This is a genomic window from Dyadobacter bucti, from assembly GCF_005869225.1.
Lineage (GTDB): Bacteria > Bacteroidota > Bacteroidia > Cytophagales > Spirosomataceae > Dyadobacter > Dyadobacter bucti.
In genome coordinates this window covers 100469-127216 of record NZ_SWFP01000010.1, presented here as the reverse complement: position 1 = coordinate 127216, position 26748 = coordinate 100469, and the positions used below count along the sequence as shown (strand labels likewise).

General features: G+C 46.6%; 23 protein-coding genes. 20 read left to right on the top strand and 3 right to left on the bottom strand.

All coding sequences use genetic code 11. From position 1 onward, the window contains the following. Positions 1 to 51 precede the first annotated feature (51 nt). The 10 genes from FBF61_RS27905 to FBF61_RS27860 all read left to right on the top strand — a co-directional run bounded on the left by FBF61_RS27905 (position 52) and on the right by FBF61_RS27860 (position 13397). On the top strand, positions 52 to 966 hold the full coding sequence (locus tag FBF61_RS27905) for a lysophospholipid acyltransferase family protein (RefSeq protein ID WP_138483670.1): 915 nt from the start codon (positions 52 to 54) through the stop codon (positions 964 to 966). Beyond that, positions 959 to 1972, top strand: a complete 1014-nt coding sequence (locus FBF61_RS27900) for a glycosyltransferase family 9 protein (RefSeq protein WP_138483668.1) — start codon at positions 959 to 961, stop codon at positions 1970 to 1972. The genes FBF61_RS27905 and FBF61_RS27900 overlap by 8 nt, the downstream gene beginning before the upstream one ends. A 47-nt stretch (positions 1973 to 2019) precedes the next feature. Next, positions 2020 to 2913 carry a carbon-nitrogen hydrolase gene (locus FBF61_RS27895; protein WP_138483666.1) on the top strand — a complete coding sequence of 298 codons (894 nt, stop codon included), beginning with the start codon at positions 2020 to 2022 and terminating at the stop codon, positions 2911 to 2913. 774 nt (positions 2914 to 3687) lie between these two features. Then, positions 3688 to 6840, top strand: coding sequence for a SusC/RagA family TonB-linked outer membrane protein (locus FBF61_RS27890; protein WP_138483664.1), 3153 nt, complete (start codon positions 3688 to 3690; stop codon positions 6838 to 6840). Between the two features lie 39 nt (positions 6841 to 6879). Further along, positions 6880 to 8358, top strand: coding sequence for a SusD/RagB family nutrient-binding outer membrane lipoprotein (locus FBF61_RS27885; protein ID WP_138483662.1), 1479 nt, complete (start codon positions 6880 to 6882; stop codon positions 8356 to 8358). A 34-nt stretch (positions 8359 to 8392) separates the two neighbouring features. Further along, on the top strand, positions 8393 to 8965 hold the full coding sequence (locus FBF61_RS27880) for a hypothetical protein (RefSeq protein ID WP_138483660.1): 573 nt from the start codon (positions 8393 to 8395) through the stop codon (positions 8963 to 8965). A gap of 142 nt (positions 8966 to 9107) precedes the next feature. Then, positions 9108 to 10298 (top strand): pyridoxal phosphate-dependent aminotransferase, encoded by a 1191-nt coding sequence (locus tag FBF61_RS27875; protein WP_138483658.1) that lies wholly within the window; start codon positions 9108 to 9110, stop codon positions 10296 to 10298. A gap of 235 nt (positions 10299 to 10533) precedes the next feature. Continuing rightward, positions 10534 to 11628 (top strand): AEC family transporter, encoded by a 1095-nt coding sequence (locus FBF61_RS27870; protein WP_138483656.1) that lies wholly within the window; start codon positions 10534 to 10536, stop codon positions 11626 to 11628. A 23-nt stretch (positions 11629 to 11651) separates the two neighbouring features. Further along, the gene (locus FBF61_RS27865) at positions 11652 to 12224 is read left to right on the top strand and encodes a hypothetical protein (protein WP_138483654.1); all 573 of its coding nucleotides are present in this window, start codon (positions 11652 to 11654) and stop codon (positions 12222 to 12224) included. A 111-nt stretch (positions 12225 to 12335) separates the two neighbouring features. Beyond that, positions 12336 to 13397 (top strand): agmatine deiminase family protein, encoded by a 1062-nt coding sequence (locus tag FBF61_RS27860; RefSeq protein WP_374756636.1) that lies wholly within the window; start codon positions 12336 to 12338, stop codon positions 13395 to 13397. 2 nt (positions 13398 to 13399) lie between these two features. On the opposite strand, the gene FBF61_RS27855 is transcribed toward FBF61_RS27860, so the two are convergent. Continuing rightward, on the bottom strand, positions 13400 to 14206 hold the full coding sequence (locus FBF61_RS27855) for a glycoside hydrolase family 25 protein (RefSeq protein WP_138483650.1): 807 nt from the start codon (positions 14204 to 14206) through the stop codon (positions 13400 to 13402). A gap of 132 nt (positions 14207 to 14338) precedes the next feature. On the opposite strand from FBF61_RS27855, the gene FBF61_RS27850 reads away from it, so the two are divergent. The 3 genes from FBF61_RS27850 (at position 14339) to FBF61_RS27840 (ending at position 15341) form a co-directional block, all read left to right on the top strand. Beyond that, a complete protein-coding gene (locus FBF61_RS27850; protein ID WP_138483648.1) occupies positions 14339 to 14539 on the top strand; it encodes a hypothetical protein in 201 nt (66 codons plus the stop codon). Further along, the gene (locus FBF61_RS27845; protein WP_138483646.1) at positions 14536 to 14802 is read left to right on the top strand and encodes a type II toxin-antitoxin system RelE family toxin; all 267 of its coding nucleotides are present in this window, start codon (positions 14536 to 14538) and stop codon (positions 14800 to 14802) included. Before FBF61_RS27850 ends, FBF61_RS27845 begins: the two co-directional genes overlap by 4 nt. Positions 14803 to 14960: 158 nt before the next feature. Beyond that, positions 14961 to 15341: a T9SS type A sorting domain-containing protein gene (locus FBF61_RS27840; protein WP_138483644.1), complete on the top strand. Its 381-nt coding sequence runs from the start codon at positions 14961 to 14963 to the stop codon at positions 15339 to 15341. Between the two features lie 109 nt (positions 15342 to 15450). Here FBF61_RS27840 and leuS read toward each other — a convergent pair whose 3' ends face one another. Continuing rightward, positions 15451 to 18318 carry a leucine--tRNA ligase gene (gene leuS / locus FBF61_RS27835; protein ID WP_138483642.1) on the bottom strand — a complete coding sequence of 956 codons (2868 nt, stop codon included), beginning with the start codon at positions 18316 to 18318 and terminating at the stop codon, positions 15451 to 15453. Between the two features lie 295 nt (positions 18319 to 18613). Here leuS and FBF61_RS27830 point away from each other — a divergent pair, with 295 nt between their 5' ends. The 4 genes from FBF61_RS27830 (at position 18614) to FBF61_RS27815 (ending at position 23546) form a co-directional block, all read left to right on the top strand. Continuing rightward, positions 18614 to 19285 carry a porin family protein gene (locus FBF61_RS27830; protein WP_138483641.1) on the top strand — a complete coding sequence of 224 codons (672 nt, stop codon included), beginning with the start codon at positions 18614 to 18616 and terminating at the stop codon, positions 19283 to 19285. Between the two features lie 160 nt (positions 19286 to 19445). Beyond that, positions 19446 to 20936: a helix-turn-helix domain-containing protein gene (locus FBF61_RS27825; protein ID WP_138483639.1), complete on the top strand. Its 1491-nt coding sequence runs from the start codon at positions 19446 to 19448 to the stop codon at positions 20934 to 20936. A 163-nt stretch (positions 20937 to 21099) separates the two neighbouring features. Continuing rightward, entirely contained in the window at positions 21100 to 22020 is a 921-nt protein-coding gene (locus tag FBF61_RS27820; RefSeq protein ID WP_138483637.1) for a sterol desaturase family protein, read from the top strand. A 143-nt stretch (positions 22021 to 22163) separates the two neighbouring features. Beyond that, positions 22164 to 23546 (top strand): T9SS type A sorting domain-containing protein, encoded by a 1383-nt coding sequence (locus FBF61_RS27815; protein WP_138483634.1) that lies wholly within the window; start codon positions 22164 to 22166, stop codon positions 23544 to 23546. Between the two features lie 13 nt (positions 23547 to 23559). Here the strand turns inward: FBF61_RS27815 and FBF61_RS27810 are convergent, their stop codons facing one another. Beyond that, positions 23560 to 24480, bottom strand: coding sequence for a sugar phosphate isomerase/epimerase family protein (locus FBF61_RS27810; protein WP_138483632.1), 921 nt, complete (start codon positions 24478 to 24480; stop codon positions 23560 to 23562). Positions 24481 to 24580: 100 nt separating this feature from the next. Here FBF61_RS27810 and FBF61_RS27805 point away from each other — a divergent pair, with 100 nt between their 5' ends. The 3 genes from FBF61_RS27805 to FBF61_RS27795 all read left to right on the top strand — a co-directional run bounded on the left by FBF61_RS27805 (position 24581) and on the right by FBF61_RS27795 (position 26746). Beyond that, on the top strand, positions 24581 to 26167 hold the full coding sequence (locus FBF61_RS27805; RefSeq protein ID WP_138483630.1) for an NAD(P)/FAD-dependent oxidoreductase: 1587 nt from the start codon (positions 24581 to 24583) through the stop codon (positions 26165 to 26167). A gap of 140 nt (positions 26168 to 26307) precedes the next feature. Continuing rightward, on the top strand, positions 26308 to 26439 hold the full coding sequence (locus tag FBF61_RS35425) for a DUF4160 domain-containing protein (RefSeq protein WP_310590292.1): 132 nt from the start codon (positions 26308 to 26310) through the stop codon (positions 26437 to 26439). A gap of 67 nt (positions 26440 to 26506) precedes the next feature. Further along, on the top strand, positions 26507 to 26746 hold the full coding sequence (locus tag FBF61_RS27795) for a DUF2442 domain-containing protein (RefSeq protein WP_138483628.1): 240 nt from the start codon (positions 26507 to 26509) through the stop codon (positions 26744 to 26746). Positions 26747 to 26748 lie beyond the last annotated feature (2 nt).

Below are 26748 nucleotides of genomic sequence, written 5' to 3'. Positions count from 1 at the left end.
GAACTATTTCTTTTGCATAATTGCTATTTAAAATGCAAAAGTAGCTTACCAATGAAAACAATTTTTACTCGACTTCTGCTATTTCTTCTTACAGCAATATCAAGGCTTTCATGGCGAAAATTGTACAAGCTTTCAGATATTTCCCGTTTTCTGATTTTCGAAGTAGGGCACTACCGCCGGAAGGTTATTATGACAAACCTGCAAAACAGCTTCCCCGGTTACAGCGAAAATAAAATCAAGTCAATAGCAGAAAGATACTATCGCAACTTCACGGATATTATCTTTGAAACCATCAAATTAAGGTCCGTCAGCAAGGGAGAACTGCTTCGCAGATTTGATATGGAAATGTCCTTACTCGACCATTATTATGCCCAAAAGAAAAACCTGGTGGTAGTATCAGGGCATCTTGGCAACTGGGAGATGCTGAACTTATTTGCTTCTGCCAAATTATCCTACCAAATTGTGGTCGTCTACCACGAACTGGCCAATGAAATTTTCGAAGACTGGTTCAGAAAAGTACGGACCAAGTACGGGACCGAAATGATCCCGATGCGGGAAGCGATGGTAAAGGCGATGGCACCCAGAGAAAAACCATTCCTTTTTGTGCTTATCAACGATCAATCGCCAAGTCCTGAAAAAGCATACTGGACACGCTTTCTGAACCAGGAAACCGGAGTGTTTAGGGGTGTGGAGCTGATCTCGCGAAGATTGAATGCCCCTGTTTTGTACATGGGTATCTTACGGGATGAAATTAAAAGAGGATTTTACAGATCCTATTTCAAATTAATTACGGAAAATCCGAAAGAAGAGCCGACAAACGGTATCATTCAGAGCCAGATAGAGTATCTGGAAGAGGATATCCTGAGGCAACCGGACAACTGGCTGTGGAGCCACAGACGCTGGAAACACAACCGACCGGAACATCTGCAACCTTTTCAGTTACGACAAGAAATAAAAAGTGAATAGACCGGTCAAATTTCTGATTATACGATTTTCCTCAATAGGTGATATTGTACTCACCACGCCTGTGATCAGGTGCCTCAAAGAACAATATCCCAATGCTGAAGTACATTTTGTAGTAAAGAAAAAGTTCAGACAGGTTGTAGAGCACAACCCCTATATCGATCAGCTTCATCTTCTTGATAATAACTTAAAAGAACTCGTTGCAACTTTCAAAAACGAGCATTTTGACTACATTATAGACCTTCATAAAACGTTACGGTCCTACTTACTGCGTTTCAGGTTGCGGCGCCCTACCCTAACCTTTCGGAAACTCTCGGTTGAAAAACTGATCATGAACCGTTTTCATGTTGATTTCCTGCCGAAGGGAATCCACATTGTGGAAAGGAATTTAAAATCCGTGGAGCCACTGGGCGTGAAAAATGACCATAAACCGGTCGATTACTTCATTTCGCCGGAAGAAGAAGTACCACTTTCGGAACTTCCTGTTTTACATCAAAAAGGATACGTTGCTTTTGTTATAGGCGGGCAGCATTTTACAAAAAAGCTGCCGGCGGAAAAGATCATAAATATCTGCAGAACCATCGACAAACCAATCATTTTGCTGGGCGGGCCCGAAGATGCGGCAGTTGCAAAAATCGTTGCCGAAGCCTGCGATGAGAAAATTTACGATGCTTGCGGCAAGTACAGTCTGAACCAGTCGGTTTCGCTATTAAAGTCCGCCCGGTCCGTCATTGCGCATGATACGGGGTTAATGCACATTTCCGGCGCTTTCAACAAGCCGATCGTTTCGGTCTGGGGCGGAACATCAGCCGAACATTTCGGGGTGTGGCCTTACCTCAATACCCGGCAGGTAATAGCCGAAGTAAAAGGATTATCCTGCCACCCTTGCAGCAATTTCGGACTTTCGGCCTGCCCGCAGAAACATTTCAAATGCATGCGGGAACAGGATGAAGATCTTATCGCCGGAAGCGCTGTGAGCATGTTTAATGAAACAAGTTTGACGGAGTAGCTGTTGAACAAAATAGGTATCTAAAAGACATATCGATCAGATCATAAATGAACAGGAAAGTAAATATAGGTTTGGTGCAAATGAGCTGCACCAGCAATGTCGAAGATAATTTTCAAAAGGCTGTGGATGGGATCAGGGAGGCTGCTGCAAAAGGTGCCAACATCGTCTGCCTTCAGGAATTGTTCAAGTCCTTATACTTCTGCGATGTCGAGGACCATAAAAATTTTGCGCTCGCCGAGACTATTCCGGGACCTTCTACCGAGTCTCTTAGTACACTGGCAAAGGAACTGAACGTGGTGATTATTGCTTCCCTTTTTGAAAAACGGGCCCACGGGTTATATCACAATACAACAGCTGTGCTGGATGCCGACGGAGCCTACCTCGGGAAATACCGAAAAATGCACATTCCCGACGATCCCGGCTACTACGAAAAATTTTACTTCACACCGGGAGATGCTTCTCAGGGAAATGCTGACTCTGATGGTTACAGGGTATTTGATACAAAATTTGCCAAAATCGGGGTTTTAATCTGCTGGGACCAGTGGTATCCGGAAGCTGCACGCATTACCAGCCTCATGGGCGCGGAGATCCTGTTTTACCCTACCGCAATCGGCTGGGACACAAATGAGACCGATCCGATCATCAATGAAGAACAATACGGAGCATGGCAGACGATCCAGCGCGGGCATGCGGTGGCAAACGGGGTATATGTAGTTGCCGTCAACCGGGTGGGCCGGGAAGCAGATCAGCAGTTCTGGGGCGGTTCATTTATTACCAATCCGCACGGGCGATTATTATACCTTGCACCTCATGGAGAAGAGACAACACACGTAGAGGAAATCGATTTACAAAAGCTGGATCACTACCGGACCACCTGGCCATTTTTTCGTGACAGACGTGTGGATTCATACCAGCAGATCCTGAAAAGATACATTGATTGATTTTTAAAAATATAAATATTTCTAGGTATCAAAAAAGGAGCCTCCCTGTCGGAGCTCCTTTTTTGATGGTTTTACCGTAAATCTCTAATACTAAGCTGATCACGCATAAAGTCACCACATGTGACAAGAGCAACAGCATCAAGATCCACCTAATTATCTATAATTAAGACATTTACAAGTTCTAAAAACTGCTTTACTCTATGGTTATCATAGGAAAACTTGAAAAAGCAATTTATTTAAATTTTTTATAAAATTATTGCAATAATATTTTATCATCATTTTAAATGACCAATTTTTATTGCAAAAAACTTCATTTTTTAAATTTATTCTCTTGCATTTTTTCACATTGTCAGTATATTTGACAAGTCGTTAAACGAATGACTGAACTTCTAAACCGTAGATATATTCCAGCCGCACATGAATATATCTGTCTGTGTTAAGATAAACAGCTAAAATACTTAGGACGCCAATCCATTGTCCTCTGGTATGTTTAGTCTCAACACAATATAATTTTTTCAATATAGATTACTCGGGACCGTGGACAAACATGTTTGTCGATGATAAGGCATTTTATGTCCTTGCTTTGACTTTTAATTAATGTTTGTCCTCGATTAAAGAGGGTATTGCTTTCCGGAAAAGCAGTTTTGCAAGCTTATGGCTGTGTTTGTTCTGTCCACGTGAAAGTGTGTGCGGCGCACGGAATCGTGGACACCACACAGCCATAACTTTTTCTCCCTGAATACTACTGATACCTAACTATTTAACTTCACTCCAATGCGTAAAGTTCTACTCTTATTTTTAGGGGTTATCGTGTCGTCCACGCTCTCTTATGCGCAGGTCAGACAGGTAACCGGAAAAATTCTGGCAGCCGAAGACGGAACCGGACTTGCAGGCGCTTCGGTCATTTTCAAAGGAACCAATGTTGGAACAAATGCGGATGCAGACGGGAATTTCACATTTTCAGTTCCCGGCGACGGAACGCTCGTAGTGTCCTATGTTGGCTTTTTGATTAAAGAAATAACGATAGGCAATCAGACCAATTTTGATATCAAGCTTGATGCCGACACCCGCCAGTTATCGGAGGTTGTGGTAACAGCCTTTGGTATCCAGCGCGAGAAAAAGGCACTGGGGTATACCGTGCAGGAGATAAAAGGGAGCGCACTCACTGAGTCGCGCTCGACCAATGTGGCGAACGCATTATCCGGCAAAATCGCCGGCGTAAGGATACAATCAAACGGCGGGCCCGGCAGCGGTTCCACCATCCAGATCCGCGGATCATCGTCTGTTTCGGGAAATAACCAGCCGTTGATCGTTATCGACGGGGTGCCTATGGAACAAACGGCAAACAAAACATTAGGAGGCGGAATTTCAGAAGTCAATCCGGATAATATCAAGGAAATGTCCGTTTTGAAAGGCCCCAATGCCGCAGCCCTGTACGGGTCGCGCGCCGCCAACGGGGTGATATTGATCACGACCAAAAACGGACAGGGAACCAAGGGGCTTGGTGTGGACATTAATTCCAACATCACTTTTGAGCGCCCGTGGATCAAACCCAATTTTCAAAATACATATGGTGGCGGAAACGGCTACCGCACCTGGTACAATGACGGATGGAGCGGAAATATTACCGATCCGGCCGAAATTGCCCAGTACAGATCTGTTTATGATTCAAGATATCCTCTGGCTGGGTCAGAAGGTACAGACGAAAGCTGGGGAGCTCCAATGGACGGGCGCCTGGTGAGACAGTGGTGGACTGGTGACGATGTTGCACCACTGACTCCTCAGCCTGACAACTGGGACGAATACTGGCAGACCGGCCGTACCATTACCAACAGCGTTGCCCTCAGCGGCGGAAACGACAAAGGCTTTTTCCGGCTGGGAATCAGCCGACTGGATCAGAAGGGGATCATGTACTACAACGATTTCCACCGAAACAACTTCCGGATCAACTCGGGCTATAACCTGACCAAAAATCTGAGCGTTACATTGTCCGGAGAGTACATCAAGTCGGGCTCAGACAACCGCAGCTATGCGGGAGGCCAGGAATTCATCTGGTCCCACCGTCACGTTTCATGGGATCAGCTTCGCGACTACGAAAGCTATATCGGCGTTCATAATCAGCGGGGTGCTGATACCGATCCGCCAAACTGGCAGCATACTTACTTCACGAATCCTTATTTTTCTCAGCGCGAACTCCCATCAGGCAACGAAAAAGACCGTTTGCTGGGGAATGTAGCACTTACCTACAAAATACTTCCGTCCCTGACCCTGCTGGTACGCTCAGGAACTGATTTCTGGAGTGATACAAGGATCAATGTTTCCAACTTCCTGCGTGTAAGAAACGGTGTACGCACACCTGGCCGCTTCTCAGAAGAGGTATTGCGCAGCCAGGAAACGAACTCTGATTTCATGCTTACTTTCAACAAAAACCTGACTCCGGATTTTGGCTTGAACGTACAGTTCGGAGGTATCCAGCGGAAGAATTATTACAAAAGAAATTATTTCTATGTAGGCGAAATGGTGGTGGACGGACTGTACAACGCAGGTAACTCGATCCCAAGCGCCAATACGATTGAGAGTAAAATCGAAAAGTCGGAAACGCAAAGCTTGTTCGCAACTGCCAACTTCTCATGGAAAGACGCTATTTTCCTTGATTTGACAGCGCGCAATGACTGGTCGAGCACTTTGCCCGCCAACGCACGGTCTTACTTTTATCCATCCGCATCATTGAGTGCCGTGTTGACGGAACTTCTGAACATCAAAGGAAACGTATTGTCATTCGGCAAAGTACGTGCGAGCTATGCACAGGTAGGTAACGATGCAACGCCTTACCAGTTGCAGCAAACATTCCTGGCCAAAGGTTCATGGAACGGAACAATCCCTAAGTTCTCCGAAAACATAGAGATCGCCAATAGTAACCTCAAACCCGAAATTACGACCGGACTCGAACTTGGCGCAGACCTTCGCTTTTTCAGAGGCAAAATCGGCCTGGATGTGACCTATTACGATCAGACCACCAAAGACCAGATCCTGGGTGTTGAAATCTCCAAAGCAAGCGGTTACAATACCCGTATCCTGAATGCCGGGAAAATCACCAATAAAGGAGTTGAGGTAACGATTTCAGGCACTCCGGTGAAATTGTCGAACGGATTCAGCTGGGATGTTTCGCTGAACTATGCAAGAAATCGCAACAAAGTTGTGGAACTCGCAGAAGGTTTGACCACCTATACGCTCGCAACACAAAGGGGTATGTCGTCAGAGGCCCGCGTCGGACAAGCTTACGGAACATTCTACGGAGTAGGCTTCCTGAAACATGAAGGGCAGGTGGTATATGGAGCGAACGGATTGCCCGTAACAATTGCCGGCCAGAAGCTGGGCAATGTACAGCCTGACTGGATCGGTGGTGTCATGAATACGGTAAACTTTAAAGGTTTCTCTCTGAGCGCCCTGGTTGACGCCCGCATAGGCGGCGACATTTACGACGAAGGTACAGGTACCGCCCGCTGGACAGGCCAGTATGCCGAAACCGCACTGGGCCGGGAGGAAGGTGTCATCGGCAAGGGTGTTCGCCTGGTTACAGTAGATGGCGTAGAAAGCTACATACCGAACGACATCATCGTAACAGCCAATCAGCTTTACGGTTACAGCAATCCAAGAAACTACCATGAGTCGGCAATCTTCGACGCCAGTTATGTAAAGCTGCGTGAATTGTCATTGGGATATAGTTTCAGTCCCGCAGTACTTAAAAAAATCCGTGTCCAATCGGCAAAGCTTTCGGTTGTCGGACGTAACGTTTGGATGATCTTCAAAAATACGCCGCACATCGATCCTGAAATCGATGCAAAAGGAGGAAATGGCCAGGGCTTCGGTTACGGAGAACTTCCGAGCTCACGCAGCGTAGGGATGAACCTGTCGCTGTCATTCTAAGCCACTCAACCCAATTAACGGACTTAAAAGCATTTAGAGATGAAAAAGATATTCAATCATAAGGCCATCTGGACGACCGCCCTTGCGGGGATCCTATCGGCAACCAGCTGTACCAAAGACTTTGATGACATGAACGTAAGCCCGAACAGCCCTACGGCTATCGGCGCGCAATACCTTCTTCCAGCCGGTATCGAAGCATCGATTGACCGCTACTGGGGTCACAGAGACCGTTTTGAAAGAATCAACATTGACGCAGCAGAGCTATACGTACAACATCTGACCCGGAATATTTACAGTAATGAAGGTGATGACTATACCGTTTCCCCTGCCCTGCTGGCCAACAACTGGAAAGGCTTTTTTAACGATGGGCTCCTCAACTTTCAGCGTATCATTCTTCAGACCAACGCTGAGTCTGCCAGTCCGAATGCCAATTACGAGGGCGTTGCGCTGGTGATGCGCAGCTGGGTATTCTCCCTGCTTACCGATATGTACGGCGCGATCCCTTACACAGAGGCGATCCAGGGAACGAGTGAAACGCCTAACTACACGCCGAAGTATGACGCGATGGACGTGGTGTACGCGGGTTTGCTCAACGATCTTAAAGTCGCTAATGAGAAGCTTACGGTTGGCGGGCCAGCAATTGCCGGTGACATATTGTATTCAGGCGATATTTTGAAATGGAAAAAATTTGCAAACTCACTGCGGCTCCGGCTCGCGAATCGCCAGGCTGCTAAAAAATCGGCAGAATCAAAAGCAATTATGGCTGAGATACTGGCCGATGCGGCAAAGTTTCCCATCTTCACGAGCAATGCCGACAATGCTTCACTCAAATGTACGGCCGTACTTCCCGGCAATAACGAATGGAACCAGATCCTGATCCAGGGAGGACGTACGGACTGGAATATCAGCAAAACGCTGGCGGATAAAATGAACGCGCTGGGCGACACCCGGATTACGGTGTATGCCAATCCAAATAAGGACGGACTTTATCAGGGACATGCAAACGGCCTTCCCGATGCCATCGCGACCAACTATCTCGCAACCAGCTCGACCATTGGAAGCGCATTCACAAAAGCAGAAGCGCCCGAGGTGATCATGACTTTTTCCGAGCTCAATTTCATCCTGGCGGAAGCTGCATTGGACGGGGATATTACCGGAGACGCGAAAATGTATTTTGAAGCGGGTATCAACGCATCTTTCGGCCAATACGGACTGACAACACCGGCTGCATACCTCACCACTGTCGGCCCTGTTACCCGCGAAAAAGTTTTAGACCAAAAATGGATTTCATTGTTCGCACAGGGTATAGAAGCCTGGACAGAATGGCGGAGGACAGGGTTTCCGGTTTTTCCTGCACCCGATCCCCGGGCAGTGCTGAACAACGGCGGTATCCTGCCAACGCGCTTTAATTATCCGGCTTCCGAGTATTCCCTGAATGAGGCGGCTGTAACCGCGGGCAGGGCATTAAACGGCACAGCAGACGATATGAAAACCAAATTATGGTGGGCTGAAAAGTAGCCGTTTGTTTAAAACAATCAAGACATCCGAAATTATGAAAAATATCAAAACATACTTTCCCGCACTTTGCCTGGCCGCAACGCTTACGCTCGGGTTTGTATCCTGTAAAGAAGAGGATCCGTTTCTCAATAGCAGTGTGGCTCCGGTACTCGTTGACATAGTGGGCGCACCTTTTGGCGCTCCCATTGCCAGCACGCCCTCCGTACCTTACGATAGTTCAAAACAGGAGCTCACGCTGACTTCCCGGTTGCTGGAACTTGATAAAACCAATATCCTCGACCATACCAAAGGGATTGACTCTATCCCCGTGGCCAATATCAGGATCGCAATTGCTTATGACCTGACCAAAACCGTCAAAAAAGATACGCTGAAATTCAACGGTCAGACGTACATTTTCGCTCCGGAAGTTTACAAGACGTCCGGCAAATTCGGTGATGTGACATCAGATGCAAACGGCGTGGTAACGATCAAAACCACTTACAAAGCATTGGGTCTGGAAGGTAACCGCATCCAGAGAAAAGATGATATCATCAAAGTTACCTGGACGGGAACGCACAAAGGACTTGCCTTCACCAGAACATCCCAAATGTCTGTAACTAAAAATTAATCAGCACAATAGCCGGTCAGGGGTTCCAACAAAAGAAGTTTATCATTAAATTTATAATGATAAGACCTCCCCTCTCCGGTTCCATTTCGGCTTAGCCAGTTAATCAAATTTATCGTCACATAATTTACTAAACAATAGCGCAATGAATCAGAAAATTGACCGTCGGAATCTTTTAAAATCCGGTTTAATGGCAATCGGAGGAATGACTTTGGCACCACACCTTAGCATGGGAGCTTTCGCAAACACACCCATGTCGCTGGACCCTGAAAACCGTATTTACCGCAGCCCAATGGTAAGGGAGCATTTTTTACCGGCTGATTTTAAGGCCCCTAAAATCATTGCCAAACTGAATGCGAATGAAAATCCCTACGGGCCTCCCATGTCAGCACAAAAAGCGGTTGCTGATTCTGTAAAAAACGGGAACCGTTATGCATGGAAAGAAATGTATGACCTTGTTGATAAAATTGCTAAAAAAGAAGGTGTGCCTGCCGACCACATCATGATGGGCCCCGGATCATCCGATCTGCTGGAAAAAGTGGCGCTTGTTACTTTCATGAAAGGTCAGGGAAACATCGTTTCCGCAGATCCTTGCTATATGTCGCTGGTCAGCGTTGCAAAGTCCGTTGGCGCTACCTGGAAGCCTGTTCCATGTACGGCTGACTGGTCACACGACCTGGCAGCAATGGAAGCCGCCATAGACAAGGATACCAAGCTTGTTTATGTCTGCAACCCAAACAACCCTACCGGCGCCATCACTAAAGGACAGGACCTGCTTGATTTCTGCTCCCGGGTTTCCGAAAAAGTACCGGTATTTGTCGACGAAGCCTATATTGAGCTCGCAGTAGGTGCCGATACACAGAGCATGGTGTCACTTCTTACGCAAAAGAAAAACGTGATCGTAGCCCGTACATTCTCCAAAATCATGGGAATGGCCGGTATCCGTGTCGGCTATATGGTTGCGCTTCCTTCTTATCTGCAAAGCATCAACAAAATCACTCGCGGTGGGATGGGTATTTCCTATACTTCCATCTTCGCAGCTTCTGCTAGTCTGGACGACAAAGAATTCCAGGGCAATACACGCAAGCTGAACCATGAAGCGAAATTGTATCTGTACGAAAACCTGGATAAAATGGGATACAAATACATTCCCTCCTTTACCAACTTCGTCCTCTTCCCGATCAGCATTTCAGGAAAAGAGCTTTTGACAAAAATGTCGGCAAAAGGTGTCGCCGTACGTTCTTTCGATATTCAGAACAAACCATGGTGCCGGGTAAGTCTGGGTACAATGGACGAAATGAAAGCCTTTGTCGGGGCGCTTGGGCAGCTGAGCTAACCAAACAAATGTCGAGAAGTACGGCATTTCCGATTCTTTAAGTCAAGTGTTGTCATTTATTGTCAAGCATCGTCATTTGTAGTCATGTATTGTCGCTTATCTATTAGCAATATCTAACCACAAATGATTACGCCTGACCATAAATGACAATAAGTGACACCCTCCCACCACCACCTCCCCAGCCCTCTTTAATCTTCGTTAGCACCGACTTTTACCATTCTAATTTTTGTCGATTATGAGTGACGCATTGCAAAAAACCATAACACTCCTGTTACTGATTACTTTGGGTCTTCTGCTCAAAGGAAAATTTAAGAATAAAGACCAGACCAACGGTATCAAGGAAATCATCCTTTCCGTTGCGCTTCCGTCTACTATCTTCATTTCACTCATGAAGATCGACATTGATTCGTCCATGATCATCATACCGATGGTGACCCTGGTTTTCAACTTTTTAATGTTCTTTTCCGCTCCGCTGGCATTTTCATTATTCGGCATAGAGAAAAACAGCCCGACCGGCAGAACACTCATGATGCTGATCCCTTCGCTGGCTCCCGGGCTATCCTGCTTTCCTTTCATCGCAGAATTCCTTGGTGAAAAGAGCCTGGCGATCGCCGCCCTTGCCGATGTTGGCAACAAGTTCTTTGTATTGATCTCGCTCTACATCCTGGCTATGAACATGTTTCTCAAAAACAGTGATGATAAGGAGACGAAAATAGGCGGAAAGTTGAAAAGCCTGTTTGCAAGCATGTTCCAGGAACCCATCAACATCCTCATTTTCCTTGCGATTATCCTCCTCAGTCTGGGTATAAATTACAGTACGCTCCCATCAGTGGTTACCGATCTTTTTGATAAGACCAGCGCCATGATGACGCCGCTTGTATTGCTGTTTATTGGCTTGGCCGTGCAGCTAAAGGAAGGCAAAAAGCGTATCGTAGCAAGTATACTGTTTTTCAGGGCCGGCATTACCATGCTCATCAGTGCAGGTATGATCTATGTTCTGAACATTACCGATCTTTCTATGATCCTTCTGGCAATCGTTATCCCTCTGAGTGCGGCGAGTTTCTGGCCGCTGGCACATATTTCTGCATTTAATCTGCGGGAAGATCAGAAAGCAATGCCCAAAGAAAAAAGAACTTTTGACCTTGAACTGGCAGTATTGCTACTGGCCTTTTCACTGCCATTTTCCACGATATTAATCCTCGCAATCCTTTCATCAGGTTCATTTTTCGCACATACCACTACCCTGCTCACATCCGGCCTGATCCTGATCTGCCTGGGTGCGCTGCCCAATGCTTTAAGCAAGGTATTTGTAAAAATGTCCAAAGCCTGATTTTTCAACTCAAACCAATCTTTATGCAGAAGATCCTGTTAGCATCTGTTTTTTCCATTCTGTCATTCAACATCCTTGCCCAAAGCGACAGTAATTCCGGGACCGAAGCGACCTATAAAATTTCGAAAACCAAGAAACGGTACAAATATTTTTCAGATGAAGCGCCAGTCACCATGGCCGATGGAACTGTAAAAGCCATCGCTGATGTAAAAGTAGGCGAACATGTAAAGACATGCAGGGATGGACAAAGTGTGAGCACCCAGGTCCTGCAGATTGACGTGTACAACAAACCCAATTCAAAGCTGACAGCAGTTTATCTGCGGCCCGCCTCCGAAAAAAGCGACCAGACAAGGGTACCTGCGTTGCTGCTTGAAGCTGCCCCGGATCACCGCGTTCAGACGCAGAGAGGCAAAAAAAGGTTGAAAAAGTTATCAAAAAAAGATATTCTTTATCATTACGACCCTTCAACCGGGATCGTCTCCAACTGGAAAGTCGGCGCAGTCCATAACAATGCCCGCAAAGTTACCAAAGCATATAATCTGGAAACAGAATATGGCACCTACCTGATTGATAACGTAGTGGTAGCAAATAATTAACCGCATTATTTACTCAATTTTATGAGTAAAATGGTTCCCTGGCGATAGGGAACCATTTTTACTTTTACGACATTTGCCCTTGAAACCAAAAAGGCAAATCAGTCAATATCCATCGTGCTTTCAGACAAAACTTCATCAACACCCCGCGAACTCGGTTTTACTTTTCCCGCCGAATGGCATCCGCATCGAGCTACCTGGCTTACTTTTCCGCATAATGATGCCTCGTGGCAGGGAACCCGGCTCGCTAAAATGCGCCCGCAGTATCTTGCTTTTATCAAGGCCATCAGCCAGGGTGAAAACGTCGGGATCATAGCAAATGACGAACAACTGAAAGGATTCATAACGTCGGAGCTCGGCAAGATTGGTGTGGACCTTTCGCGCATTGAGTTTATTGTAAAACCGACCAATGACGCATGGTGCCGCGACCACGGCCCTTCTTTTCTGATCAACCCGAAAACAAAAGAAAAACTGATCGTCGACTGGGGCCACAATGCCTGGGGAGGCAAATATCCTCCCTATGACGACGACAACCGCACGCCGGCTGCCGTGGCTGCATATCTTGACATTCCCATGGTAAATCCCGGGATTATCATGGAAGGCGGGGCCGTAGAATTTAACGGAGCGGGAAGTTTGCTGACGAGTAAATCATGTCTTTTGAACCCCAACAGAAACCCACATCTGAATCAGGGCCAGATCGAAGAAATCCTTTGCGGTTATTACGGGATTGAGCAGGTACTCTGGGTTGAAGGCGGGATTGTGGGCGATGATACCGACGGGCATATTGACGATACCACGCGTTTTATCAATGAAGATACGGTCATAGCATGCGTTGAAAATAACGCTGATGATGAAAATTACGGTATTCTGCAGACCAATCTTGATATGCTGAGAAAAATGCGGCTTGTTAATGGTAAGCAGCTTAATATCATTGAGATACCAATGCCTCGGGCCGTGATTATCGATGATTTCAGGACACCCGGCTCTTATGCCAATTTCCTGATCTGCAATGCCGGGGTGATTGTGCCGGTATTCAATAATCCAAATGATCAGGTTGCTGTTGACATTCTTGAAAAGGCTTTCCCGGAGCGCAAGATCATACCGCTCGAAGCTACCGAGATTATCTGGGGCCAGGGCAGTTTTCACTGTTTGAGCCAGCAGGAGCCGGTTGTATAAAATTACCGGCTAAGATCGGCCCAGTCCGACGGTTCGTGCAGGAAAACATTGTAATCCACAAAGCCGCGGATACCATCAGCCCAGCCTTTTTCGCTGTGCTGCCAGAAGAGCACCTGGGCATCCGTTGCCAGGTCGTCGACGTGTGTACGGGAATAGCCGGCCAGCCAGAGCGGATAGTCATCGAAATTTCCTTCGATGTATTTTTTATAATAGTGTTCGTTCACATAAATGATCGGCCGGACACCATAATGTTTTTCTATCAGTTCCAGCCAGTTGCGCACACCTTTTACGATGATCTCGTCCGGCTTTCTGGCGTCTGTTTCGAGGTCGAGTACAGGCGGCAAGTCGCCCGGCTCCATCCTTACCTGCCCAATAAAGTTATCCACCTGCCTGTTAGACATGACTCTGGGGTTATAAAAATGATATGCCCCGCGTTTCATCCCCACCCGCTTTGCCTCACTCCAGTTCCTTTTAAATTGCCGGTCAAGATGCGTGGCTCCTTCCGTTGCTTTGATATACACAAAATCTATCCCGACATTTTCCGAACGTGCTTTTTTTAATTTATCCCAATTGATCTTTGCATTGTGGTGCGAAACATCAATGCCATGGATCGCGTACCTGAGCGGAAGCTTGATGCCGAATTTGCTGATAAACTCCCACCGGTTCACATCTTCCTTATCATTCCACCAGACCAGCGCACCAATCAGTATGACCACAGCGCCTATAATGGCCCAGCCCTTCGCCGGCAGCGGTTTTAAATACTTGAAATTACTCTTGGTTTGGGCAGTGCGTGCCTTTCTCTTCGCCATAGGGCAGCAAAAATACAAAAAGATAGCAGCGTAGCAGAACTCTAACCGTAATTGTAATTCAATAGCATCGACCCAAAAATCACAGCCTTAAATAAATGCAGGTTTGTTACTAATTTACATTCAAAAAAGAATATGGAATCGATTATTGTGACACCAAAAAACCAGGAAGAATTCCGCCTTCTGACTGACCTTCTGGCAAAAATGGACATTTCTTCAAAGGTTCTTTCCGAAGAAGAAAAGGAAGATACCGGATTGGGGATTCTTTTGCAGGAAGCGGATCGGAATGAGAAGGTATCGCGGGAAGAAATTATGAACAAACTCGAAGAGAATTGACTGTCGAATTCCTGAGCAAATTTTCCAAGGATCTGGACAAATTCAATCAGCCACACACTAAGATAGCAGTGAGGAACCTCAAACTCGCCGTAGAGCAAGCCGCTTCTCTATCAGAAATCGCAACTATTAAAAAGCTGACAGGTTTTACACACGCCTACCGTTTCAGACTGGGCGATTACAGAGTCGGTGTTTTTACACAAAATGACACCATACAATTCGCCGGAATTGCCTACAGAAGGGATATCTACGACATATTCCCCTGATTTCTCCCAAAGCGCTGTTCATAAATCGACATCTGTCAACCATTCATTTTCCTATATCACCGCCCATGTACTTTGCAATACATAGTACCTAGCATAGCCTATATATTTGTCCTGTTCTTAATGAACATCTATTAGCCAACCTTAAATAAAATACAGCCATGAAAAAGTCAGTTAAAACCATCGTCTTTGCATTTGTTTTCAGTGCAGCATTCGCGTTTTCCGCAGTAGCATCCGACAAGGAGGCCAAGAAAGTGACAAGTTTCGCAACAGGGATCTATGTCACCAAAGAAGGAAAAATCAATCTGAACGTTGACAAGTACACCAGCTCAAAAACCACCATCCTGATCACCAACCGCGCCGGTAGTGTGATTTACAGAGAAGTACTGGGAAAAGACCTGTCGAAATTCAAACGTTCGTTGAACGTTGACGCATTGCCTTCGGGAAAATATACCCTGGAAGTTTCCAGTGACAAGGAAAAACAAATCAAGCATTTCGAGATTTCCGAAGAAGTCAAATCAAAGGAGATTACGCTTAACTGACGTTCGTTAAAGTTCTGGCAATCAAAAGCCCGAATAGCAAAAGCCGTGGTAACCCGGACAGCAAGGACAAAATCCTCGCCCCGCTTACCACGGCTTTTTTAATATACAATTAAATCACTACGTTCACTATACGTTTCGGAACGACGATCACTTTTTTTGCATCCTTACCTTCCATCCATTTCCGTACTGTCTCATTGGCAAGCACTTCCTTTTCAATTTCAGCAGCCGGTGTATCCAGCGCAAAGGGTAAGGATATCCGCACCTTACCGTTGATCTGTACCGGATATTCGAACACCGCGTCCTCAACGTGCTTCTGTTCCCATTTAGGAAACGCAGACTTGGAAACCGTGCCTTTTCCATGACCGAGCAGCTCCCATAATTCTTCGGTAATATGCGGTGCATAAGGTGATAACAGCACGACAAGCTCATTCAAAACCTCCTTACTCTGGCATTTGAGGCTTCCGAGTTCGTTCACACAAACCATGAAAGCACTTACTGCAGTATTGAATGAAAAATGTTCGATATCCTCCTCGATTTTCTTGATCGTTTTGTGGAGGATTTTCAATTCCTCGGGTTTGGCAGGAACATCTTTCACGACCCACTGGCCCGCATCATTGAAGAACAACCGCCAGAATTTCCGGATAAAGCGGTATGTCCCGTCGATACCGTTGGTATTCCAGGGTTTTGCCTGTTCCAATGGCCCCAAAAACATTTCGTACAACCGCAAAGTGTCCGCGCCGTACCTTTCGACAATATCATCCGGATTTACGACATTGAATTTCGACTTGGACATTTTCTCCACCTCTACGCCGCAATAGTATTTCCCGTCTTCCAGAATGAATTCCGCATGCTCACCGGCGATATCAGGACGTGTTGCTTTAAATTTCTCTACATCCAGGATGTCGTTTTCAACAATATTAACATCCACATGCAGAGCTGAAACTTCATATTGAGATTTAAGGCCCGCGCTAACGAATACTGGTTTACTGTAATTCTCACTTTTCACCCGGTACACGAAATTACTCCTGCCCTGGATCATTCCCTGGTTGATCAGCTTTTTAAAAGGCTCTTCCTCAGGAACGTAACCTCTGTCTTTCAGAAACTTGTTCCAGAAACGGCTGTAAAGCAAATGTCCGGTCGCATGCTCGGTGCCCCCGATGTACAAATCCACATCACGCCAGTAGCTGATCGCCTCTTTGGAAGCAAATTCGTTCTCGTTTTTCGGGTCCATATAACGGTACCAGTACCAGCTGCTGCCAGCCCAGCCCGGCATGGTACTCAGTTCGTAACCATTGCCTGAACCATGCGCCCAGTTTTCTGCACGTCCCAGCGGCGGTTCCCCGTTTTCGGTCGGCAGGTATTTATCTACCTCGGGCAAATTCAGCGGCAATTCGTTTTCTGCCAATAAATAGGGCAGCGGCTGTCCGGTGCTGTCATTTTTATAATAAACAGGAACCGGCTCACCCCAGTAACGCTGACGGCTGAAAACCGCATCACGCAGACGGTAATTGACCTTCCCTTTTCCTACGCCTTTTTCTTCAAGCCATTGGATCAAAACCTTATTAGCCTCGTGGAAGGTCATTCCGTTGATGATACCTGAATTGATATAATGTCCTTCCTTGGTGGCGTCGGCCTGTGTTTCTATATCTTTTTGTGCATCGAGGATCGGGATGATCGGCAGATCAAAATGCTTGGCAAAATTCCAGTCACGCTGGTCGCCGGAAGGTACCGCCATCACCGCGCCCGTTCCATATCCGGCCAGCACATAGTCCGCAATATAAACCGGTACTTTTTCCCCGTTAAAAGGATTAATGACATAAGCGCCCGTAAAAGCACCTGAAACCGTTTTCACATCGGCCATTCTGTCGCGCTCCGATTTCTTCTGCGTCATAGCAATGTACGCATCAATATCTCCACGCTGAGCCGGTGTCGTGATCTGATCAACAAGCTCATGTTCAGGTGCTAATACGATAAACGTCACACCGTAGATGGTGTCGACTCTTGTGGTGAAAACTTCGATTTTGGGAGTATTGGAGGAAGGGGACGAAAGGGATGACAATTCTCCCTTTCCTCCTTCCTCCATTTCCTCCTTAATCCCCAATTCGAATCGAACAAGCGCCCCCACCGACCTTCCGATCCAGTTGCGTTGCTGCTCTTTTAATGAATCCGTCCATTCAATGTTATCCAGTCCGTCCAGCAGACGCTGCGAATAAGCAGTGATGCGCATCATCCACTGACGCATCAGTTTCTGGATCACCGGAAATCCTCCGCGTTCAGAAACCCCGTCTTTTACCTCATCATTGGAAAGTACGGAACCCAGGCCCGGGCACCAGTTGACCGTAGCATCAGCCACATACGTCAGCCGGTATTTCAATGTCACTTTATATTTTTCTTCCTCTGTCCATGCGTTCCACTCAGCAGCCGTAAAAGCGGGGGTATCTTCATCGCAAGGTGCGTTGACGGGTTTGTTACCTTCTTTTTCAAAGACTGCGGTCAGGGATTCAATCGGCTCGGCTTTCTGGGTGTCGTTATTATACCAGCTGCCAAAAAGCTCCATGAAAATCCACTGCGTCCATTTGTAATAATCAGGGTCAGAAGTCCTGACTTCCCGGCTCCAGTCGTAACTAAAACCGAGGTTCTTCATTTGCTCGATATAGCGGGTAATGTTCTGTTCCGTCGTGATCGCAGGATGTTGCCCCGTCTGAATCGCATATTGCTCTGCAGGCAAACCAAAACTATCAAAGCCCATCGGATGCAGCACATTGAAACCCTTTAATCTTTTATACCTGGAATATATATCTGAGGCAATATATCCCAGCGGATGCCCCACATGCAGGCCAGCCCCGGAAGGATACGGGAACATATCCAGCACATAATATTTAGGAAGTGCTGACTCATTGGTTACCTGAAAGGTACCTTTTGAATCCCAATACTCCTGCCACTTTTTCTCTAGTTCGCGATGACTGTATTCACTCATGTTTGTTAGTTATTATTCATATTCCGGCAAAAACCAGAAATATTCCCTCAATGGGCTCTTTTTAAATTCAACTGTAACAATATTTTAGCCTGTTATTCACAATGCGACCGCAAAAATAGCTTTTTTGATTGTATTCAGATGACTTCCAGCAGCAATACATTTCGAATTGTCCGCCTGCCCTGTTGTAGAAACTACTACCCGATTAAAGTTAAAACAGCACATTCCCGGGCGGGCATGGGTTTTTAATAGTTGGTATACCAACAAATTATTCCATTTCAATTTAATAAGTGCATTTATGAAAAAAATGATGACCGCTTTCTTTGTGATCGCAATGAGTTACACAGCTATGGCGCAGTATGACCCGGGTTTCCGGTTTGGTATCAAAGCGGGCGCAAATTTGTCGAATATCAACGGTAGCAATGACCTTACGCTTTCTTCGGGAGGCAACGCATTTAATTTTCAGGATAACAGCAATCGTTCCCTCGGTTTCGTAGGCGGGGTGTTTTTCAGGTTTGGAAAAAATGTTTACATCCAGCCGGAATTCCTTTTGTCGCAGAAGGGCGGTAAGTTCAATGTATATAAAGACGGTGTTCAGAATTCCGATGGAAAAGTGGACGTTCGTTTTTCCAATCTGGATGTACCCGTGCTTTTCGGGGTGCGAGTAGCGAAGTTTTTAAGGATCAATGCAGGCCCGATGGCCTCTTTGCGGTTGTCCAGTAACGGAAAAATCGGCGATTCATTTGATGATATCACGGACGGAAATTCTAGTACAGAATTCAAAAACAGACTGGCTTACGGTTACCAGGCCGGTGTTGGCTTTGATTTTGGCAGGCTGAGCCTGGATGTCCGTTATGAAGGGAACTTTACGGATATTGTCAAGGTCAATTTTGACAACGCTACCACAGCTTCACAGTTTGGCAAGAAATCAAACCTCTTCCAGGCAACGCTTGGATTTGCGATATTCTGACGGAATGTGACAATGAGAAAACGGAGCCTGATCAACAGGCTCCGTTTTTTTGTTTTTACAGATTACCTGTGAATATCCCCGCGATTTCTACTTTTGTGTTTCTTTAATTAAATTGCCTGTAAGCAAAATCTTACAAATTCAGACCCATTCCTCCCGCACCGTGGCTATAAATACAGATAATGTAAGATTGGTTTTTGGATTAAAATTAAAACAGCTCCGTCTCGACAAAGGTATGTCACTCAGCGAGCTGTCTCAAAAATCCGGATTGTCCATTTCTTACATCAATGAGATTGAAAAAGCCAAAAAGTACCCCAAATCCGACAAGATCATCGCGCTGGCCGCAGCCATGGACGTGGACTATGATACACTCGTGTCCCTCAAACTGAGCAAACGCCTCGAACCTATCTCGGACCTGCTGAGCTCCAACGTCCTGACCGAACTTCCGCTTGAACTTTTCGGCATCGACCCTGCCAATTTGCTGGAAATTTTATCCGACGCCCCTACCAAGATCAGTGCTTTCGTGGGTACGCTTATTGAAATTGCACGGAACTATAATATGTCCATCGAGAAGTTTTACTTCTCTGCCCTGCGTACCTACCAGGAAATGCACGACAATTATTTTGAAGATATTGAACTGGAAGCCGAGCAGTTCCTGCTCGAACAAAACGTGAAACCGGAGCAGCTGCTGGATGAAACCTACCTCGCCGATATTCTTATTTCCCGCTTTAACTATAAAATCGAGTCGATCAATGAGAAGGCAAACCCGGAGTTTTCCAGTGTGCGTTCGCTGACCGTCACCAACCCCGCCGGTAACAGGCTGCTGCTCAACACACAGTTATCATCGGTACAGCGGGCATTTATATATGGTCGGGAGATCGGATATTTATACCTGAATTTAAAAAACAGGCTGCATACGACGGCACTGGTGGAAGCGGAGTCTTTTGAACAGCTTCTCAATAATTTCAAGGCTTCCTACTTTTCCAGCGCGATCATTATTAAAAGAAACCTGCTGGTAACAGCCATCGGCGATTTTTTTGCACAAACTACCTGGCAGCCCGAAAAACTGATCTCGCTGATCCATCATTTCAATACAACACCTGAATCGTTCTGTTACCGCCTCAGCAACATATTGCCGCGCTATTTCGGGATCAATCAGATCTTTTTCTCGCGTTTCAATAATTTTGTCGGACAGAACATTTTTGATATGACCAAGGAAATGCACATTTCAAAAAAGCATTATCCGCATACGGTCAAAGATGAACATTATTGCCGCCGGTGGGTAGCACTGACCATCCTCAACGATCTGGGTGAAATCATCACTGCCAAGGGCCAGCCCGGTATCCTTTGCAAGGCTCAAAAATCCACCTACATAGATACAAAGGACGAATACCTCGTGGTGAGTTTCGCTCAGCCCATGTCGCCGACGCCCAATCTGAACGTGAGCGTTTCCATGGGGATTTACCTGGACAATCAAACCAGAGAAAAGCTCGCATTTCTAAACGACCCCAATCTGAATGCCAGGGAGGTAAACCAAACTTGTGAACGCTGCTCCCTGTTTGAATGCAGGGAACGCATTGCTGCGCCTGTCATTCTTCAGAAAAAACACAAAAATGAGGAGCTCAGGAAAGCGCTCAAAAGGATGATAAATTAGGAGACTGCATAGGGGTTTGATCAGAAACAAATGTCATTGCAGAATAAGGATTACAATGCCGTACAATTGGTGAATTCCTGGATTAAAAATTACTTAGAAAGCAGCATCCAGGACATTCAAATTCTGTTCTCAACTATCTTTGTCAAACACTTGAAATACTGTTATGCCCGGCACTTATGATTTGGAGGACCTTGTATTAAAACTGTCCACCCCGTTTTATCTGTTCCTGATTTGCCTGGAAATATTCCTTACCCACAGCGTCGACCGCGATTCGCTTTCGGCCCGCACTGCCTATTCATTCAAAGATACGCTTACCAATGCCGCACTCATGCTCCTCAACGGAGGTATCGATCTGTTGTTCCGGGCTGCTTATATCGGCGTACTGATATGGTTCTATAATTTTCAGATTTTCGCCCCGATCGGAAATCCTTATCTGTACTGGTTCTCCCTTTTCCTGCTCGAAGACCTTGCCTTTTACACATTACATTATGTTGACCATCACTGCAGGCTTTTCTGGGCCGTACATGTGACACATCACTCTTCCGAACATTTCAATCTCACTACCGGCTTCCGCTCTTCAGTTTTTCAGCCTTTGTACCGGTTTGTTTATTTTATCCCGCTTGCACTCATCGGTTTCAATCCCGCAGACATTGTGATCATGTATTCGATCACGCAGATCTACGGGGTTATCGTACATACGGAGTACGTCAAGAAACTGGGCTTTTTGGAATATATCTTTGTAACACCCTCTCACCACCGCGTCCATCACGCCAGCAATATCGAATATCTTGACAAGAACATGGGTATGTGCCTGATCATCTGGGACAAGCTTTTCGGGACTTTTCAGGAGGAAATACCAACAGTGCCACCACGCTACGGACTTACCAAGCCGACGGAACATCAGGGCATCACCCAAACGATCTTTCACGAATGGAAGGAAATCGGGAAGGATTTTGAACAACCCGTCGACTTTGTGACCAAACTCAAATTCCTGCTCAAAGCACCTGGCTGGTCGCCTGACGGATCACGTCAAACCAGCAGGGAACTGCAAAAGGACCTGCATGACCACGGCAAAAAAGCCTAACTTCAAATCTTTTCTCTTTTTTGTAGTATTTTTTTCATTTTACGTAGATTTTATTCTATCTTTTCAGGAACGTAACCTTTCGGGCCTGATAGCTCGCTTTGTCGTTTATTATTAATCTTAAACAGGTTAGCCAGACAGCTGCGATGAAAAAACTTTTTACCTCTCTGAGTACATTCTGCATTTTATTATCCATTATTACCCCTTTTAAAACAAATGCGCAGATCATTTGGCGGGACGACTTCAACCGGGGAGCGCTCGGGGCTGCATGGCTGGCTTCTGATTATTCCAAATGGTCTGTTGTTTCGGGGAAGGCCTACAATTACATCGATGGAACGGGCGGCACACTGACTACCAGCAAAAAGTTCACCCAGACCAGCTACGTACTCGAGACTGTAGGGTTAACCCTGGAAAACGGCTATCACAGACAGTACAGCATTCTTTTTGGAAAGCTAGATCCCCGCAGCGAGTACGGTTATACGTTGAAATATCAGCCCAGCTACGATCAGGGCCTTACCCTGGGGCGGGCGGAAGGAAACGAATACTGGCCGATTGTACTGGCCCATAAAGATATAATCCTGGATCCGATAAAGCCGATCACGTTCAGAATTGAGAAGTATTCCAGCGGCCTGATCAAGGTTTTTCTGAACAGCGGTAACGGATATAGCAACGTCCCTGTGCTGGAAGCGACGGATACAACATATCCTGCTCTGGGTCATTTTGGATGGCGCGTAGATACGGAAACCGCTCCGGTTCCTTTTTCGGTCGACTGGATCGAGGCCAGGAGGTTGCCTTCTGTAATCACAAACCCGATCAACGATAACGGTAAAGCCTGTCACGTAGCGGTCATGTCACCTGGCTTCCCAGTGTATAGCGATCGTGACTACACCTTTTTGAAAGTACCGCCTGTTTTGAACGGTGCCGCTTTTATACAGACAGCCAATCTGGATAAATGGAATACCTCGCGATCATTCCTGAAATTCAAGCTGACAAAACAGTCAACGTTGTATGTATTATATGATCCGAGGGCAACGGCTTTGCCAGCCTGGCTCAGCGGCTGGACCAAGCTGCCCGACAGAGTGAAGACCAACGATCCTGGCACATCCTATCTTGATGTATACAGCAAAACTTTTCCTGCGGGAACCATTCACCTAGGGGGAAATCTGGCTTCTCCTGCCAAGGGTGCACTCACCCATTACCTTGTTGCTGCAAGCCTTTCCAACTCCGGCGCGCGCATGGCAGATGAATCTGAGGAAAAGGATGATAGCCCAGTTACCGCAGCGTCTGCCTTTCCCAATCCTGCCAGATCCCAGGCAACTATCCGTTACCAGCTAAGCGAAGCTGCGCCTGTTAAAATAAACTTGTTCGACTCCGGCGGCAGGCTTACTTCTGAACTCGTTAATGAATACCAGCAGCCCGGAACCTACGAAAAAGTGCTCGATGTCAGGAGCATGAAAGAAGGGATCTACATATACAGCGTACAAACCGGCATACAAACACAAACCGGCAAGTTGCTGATCGCCAGATAACACGGAACGACAATTACCCGAAAATCTGCTTTACATATACCATATCTGCCTTATGTGCTTCTATGGCGTTGGTTGTGTTCGGTGAAGTCTTTTCCAGGCATTGTTCCAGAACAAGGTGCGGCTTGACATTCATTTTTTTCAAAACATCGGCCAGCCGGGCGTAATCTATATCGCCCGGCCCGAATGTTTCCTGCCAGATACCACCCTTGGATTGGCGCAAATGCAGCTCGGCGATCCGGTTCCCATACAATTTTACAATGTCAAAAAGTGCGACCTGCGAATTGCCGGAACCCCTGTAAACCCAATGCACGTCCAGACAAAGCGACACGTTTTTCGGATCGGTGGCCAGCAGCATGTGATGGAACTCCCTGGCTGCCGCACGCAGTTCGACATCGTGGGTGTGGTACGCCAGCGACATTCCCTTTGTTTTCAGCTCGGCACCCAGCTTGTCCAGATTCCGGGCTTGTTCTGCAAGCTCCTCGTCCGATTTATCTTCCCCGCTGCCCCATTTGATCGGGTTTGGGTTGGTGACGATGATTTTAGTACCGGCTGGCTTCAAAGCATCGGCTATCGCCAGTACGGATTCCAGTGATTTGCTTGCCTCTTCTGATTGGTGCAAAGATGTATTTACATAAACTGAGGGCATTACCAGCTTGTATTTTTTCAGCAGCGGCAAAAGTTTAGGTACTTCGTCGGCATGATTAAAGGCAGGCTCATATGCTTTGATCCCCGTGGCGGCAAATTCCGATAAGGAAACATCCGGATTTGCACCCCAGTCCCGGCCTTCACGTCCAAAGAATGTGATCCAGGAATACTGGTTACAGGAAACAGGAAAGGTATTTTCGAGGCTTCCGGAAAAAGAAAGCTCCGGTAAAAAAGCCCCTCCGGCAGACAAAGCGAGCGTGTTTAGAAAGTGACGACGATTGATTGACATGATATCCGGGTTTTAGGTGATCCGGCCATTTCCCGCCGGTGAAATATCAAAGTTATCAAAAACCTTATCTTTGCACCATTAAAGGATAAATCCCTTTCCAATGCAAACTACCATTCAGCTTACACTCGCTCCCGAAATCGCCCTGGACGATGAGAATTTCCGGCAGCATATCATCAAAAAACTGAGGTTACGCCCAGGTGACAATCCCGTAATCCGGAAAACCCGCCAGTCTATCGACGCGCGCGGCCGGCAGGTAAAAATCAATGTACAGGCCGAAGTTTATGTCAATGAAATCCCGCCTTCGCTGATTCAGTTTCAACTGGAGTATCAGGACGTAAGCAAAAGCCCGGAAGCAATTATCGTGGGCTGCGGGCCGGCGGGTATGTTTGCTGCGTTAAGGCTCATTGAGCTGGGTATAAAACCGGTTTTATTTGAAAGAGGCAAAGATGTACGCACCAGACGTCGTGATCTGGCTGCGATCAACAAAGATCACATTGTCAATCCCGAATCCAACTACTGCTTCGGCGAAGGCGGCGCCGGGACGTACTCCGACGGAAAGCTATACACCCGCTCGAATAAACGCGGCGACATACGCAGGGTGCTGGAAATCTTCGTGGGGCACGGTGCCAGCGAACAGATCCTGATTGATACACATCCACATATTGGTACCAACAAACTTCCCGTAGTGGTATCTGAAATGCGGGCGAGCATTCTGAAAGCAGGTGGCGAAATCCATTTTGACACCAAGGTAACAGACCTTATTATTGGTCAGAATAAAATAAAAGGCGTAGTTACCAATGATAATCAGGAACATACGGGAATCGGCGTTATACTTGCGACCGGGCATTCCGCACGTGATATCTACGATCTGCTGCATGCCAAAAACATCCTGATCGAAAGCAAGTCTTTCGCGATGGGCGTCCGCATAGAACATCCTCAGAATACGATTGACAAAATCCAGTATCACTGCGAAACTGATCGTGGGCCTTATTTGCCGGCAGCTTCCTATAGTCTTGTAACCCAAACCAGGTACCAGGGAGTGCAGCGGGGCGTGTTTTCGTTTTGTATGTGTCCGGGCGGCTTTATTGTTCCGGCGGCAACCGATGCAGGCGAAGTGGTCGTCAACGGCATGTCACCTTCCCGGCGCGATTCCCCTTATGCCAATTCCGGCATAGTGGTTTCCATAGAGGAGGCCGATCTTTTACCCTACCGGGAATACGGACCACTGGCAGGTTTGCAAATGCAGAAAGAAATGGAAGCGACGGCCTGTAAGCTGGCGGGCGCTACGCAAACCGCCCCCGCTCAATTGGCCATGGATTTTGTAAAAGGAAAAATTTCGTCGTCTCTGCGCGAAACCTCCTATCAACCCGGACTTCACGCGGTGGATCTTCGCGAAGTTTTGCCTCCCCATATTGCATTTCCACTGCGCGATGCACTTTCAGATTTTGGGCAAAAAATGCGGGGATACCTTTCGGCAGATGCACAACTGATAGGTGTTGAAAGCAGGACGTCTTCACCCGTAAGAATTCCACGTGAGCGCGAAAGCTGCGAGCATCCGGAGATCAAAGGTTTGTTTCCCTGCGGGGAAGGCGCCGGCTATGCCGGGGGCATCATGTCAGCCGCTATGGACGGAGAACGTTGCGCCGAGCAGCTCGCAAAATTATATGCCGCTGTTTCCCAGGAATAGCCGGTTAAATCCTGTAATTGTTATTATTTATATTTGCATAATTGTATTTGACAATCATGCATTAACACACTTTAAATATGCCGGAAATTTTCAGAATGTTTGGAATGAAATTTTTCTTTTACAGTCTTGAACATTAGCCTATTCACATACGTGTGAGAAATGCCGATGGAACGGTTAAATTTACATTGAGGCCTGTCAGACTTGTGGAAAGCAGTGGTATGAAAACAAAGGATCCGGTTCTCGCTGAGGCTTTGGTAGAAGAGAATGAGTAATTGATTATTGACAAATGACATCAGTTTCATGGTCAAGAGATCATCGACGTTACAAAACTGGGAAATTATGAAAATCGATAAAGTTTGGTTTGATGAAAATAACATTTACGTCGTCACTGACAGCGGGCATACCATAGGAAACCCTTTGGCTTGGTTTAAGAGGCTCCAAAATGCTTCTCCGGAACAACGTTACAATTTTGAAATCGGGCCGGAGCACGACAGCGTCCACTGGGAAGAGCTCGACGAAGACCTGAGCCTGGAAAGCTTTTTTGATTTCAACAGGCAACTGAATTACGCAAGGATTTAAAT

Excerpts from the sequence above, each read along its gene's own strand:
- FBF61_RS27905 (WP_138483670.1), top strand. The coding sequence starts at position 52 with ATGAAAACAATTTTTACTCGACTTCTGCTATTTCTTCTTACAGCAATA.
- FBF61_RS27895 (WP_138483666.1), top strand. The coding sequence starts at position 2,020 with ATGAACAGGAAAGTAAATATAGGTTTGGTGCAAATGAGCTGCACCAGC.
- FBF61_RS27890 (WP_138483664.1), top strand. The coding sequence starts at position 3,688 with ATGCGTAAAGTTCTACTCTTATTTTTAGGGGTTATCGTGTCGTCCACG.
- FBF61_RS27885 (WP_138483662.1), top strand. The coding sequence starts at position 6,880 with ATGAAAAAGATATTCAATCATAAGGCCATCTGGACGACCGCCCTTGCG.
- FBF61_RS27880 (WP_138483660.1), top strand. The coding sequence starts at position 8,393 with ATGAAAAATATCAAAACATACTTTCCCGCACTTTGCCTGGCCGCAACG.
- FBF61_RS27875 (WP_138483658.1), top strand. The coding sequence starts at position 9,108 with ATGAATCAGAAAATTGACCGTCGGAATCTTTTAAAATCCGGTTTAATG.
- FBF61_RS27870 (WP_138483656.1), top strand. The coding sequence starts at position 10,534 with ATGAGTGACGCATTGCAAAAAACCATAACACTCCTGTTACTGATTACT.
- FBF61_RS27865 (WP_138483654.1), top strand. The coding sequence starts at position 11,652 with ATGCAGAAGATCCTGTTAGCATCTGTTTTTTCCATTCTGTCATTCAAC.
- FBF61_RS27855 (WP_138483650.1), bottom strand. The coding sequence starts at position 14,206 with ATGGCGAAGAGAAAGGCACGCACTGCCCAAACCAAGAGTAATTTCAAG.
- FBF61_RS27850 (WP_138483648.1), top strand. The coding sequence starts at position 14,339 with ATGGAATCGATTATTGTGACACCAAAAAACCAGGAAGAATTCCGCCTT.
- FBF61_RS27840 (WP_138483644.1), top strand. The coding sequence starts at position 14,961 with ATGAAAAAGTCAGTTAAAACCATCGTCTTTGCATTTGTTTTCAGTGCA.
- leuS (WP_138483642.1), bottom strand. The coding sequence starts at position 18,318 with ATGAGTGAATACAGTCATCGCGAACTAGAGAAAAAGTGGCAGGAGTAT.
- FBF61_RS27830 (WP_138483641.1), top strand. The coding sequence starts at position 18,614 with ATGAAAAAAATGATGACCGCTTTCTTTGTGATCGCAATGAGTTACACA.
- FBF61_RS27820 (WP_138483637.1), top strand. The coding sequence starts at position 21,100 with ATGCCCGGCACTTATGATTTGGAGGACCTTGTATTAAAACTGTCCACC.
- FBF61_RS27815 (WP_138483634.1), top strand. The coding sequence starts at position 22,164 with ATGAAAAAACTTTTTACCTCTCTGAGTACATTCTGCATTTTATTATCC.
- FBF61_RS27810 (WP_138483632.1), bottom strand. The coding sequence starts at position 24,480 with ATGTCAATCAATCGTCGTCACTTTCTAAACACGCTCGCTTTGTCTGCC.
- FBF61_RS27805 (WP_138483630.1), top strand. The coding sequence starts at position 24,581 with ATGCAAACTACCATTCAGCTTACACTCGCTCCCGAAATCGCCCTGGAC.
- FBF61_RS27795 (WP_138483628.1), top strand. The coding sequence starts at position 26,507 with ATGAAAATCGATAAAGTTTGGTTTGATGAAAATAACATTTACGTCGTC.